The sequence below is a fragment of the Alteromonas sp. G4i13 genome, from assembly GCF_054960505.1.
On the sequence record NZ_JBHNYX010000138.1, the window covers coordinates 1 to 293 of the forward strand.

General features: G+C 42.0%; 1 protein-coding gene. It reads left to right on the plus strand.

The features are described from left to right. Nucleotides 1-41: 41 nt before the first annotated feature. Nucleotides 42-293: helix-turn-helix domain-containing protein (locus ACFI6J_RS21650; protein ID WP_462556986.1), on the plus strand; the 252-nt coding region annotated here is incomplete at its 3' end.

Consider the following 293-nt stretch of genomic DNA (forward strand, 5'->3'; position numbering starts at 1 on the left):
TGTCCCGTCCTAAAATACGTTGACGTAAAGAGGACTTCTTTATGACAACTTCAAGTAATCAAAGACCTAAGCGCACACAGCGTGATTACACATTAGCTTTTAAATTGGGTGTAGTTGAGCGTGTAGAAAAAGGCGAATTCACTTATAAACAGGCACAAGCTCACTTCGGAATACAAGGAAGGTCGACGGTACTGGTTTGGCTCAGAAAGCATGGTAGACTCGACTGGTCGAAACCATTTCAGCATCCACTTATGCCAAGTTCAAAAGAAACACCAGCCGAAAAAATAAAACGT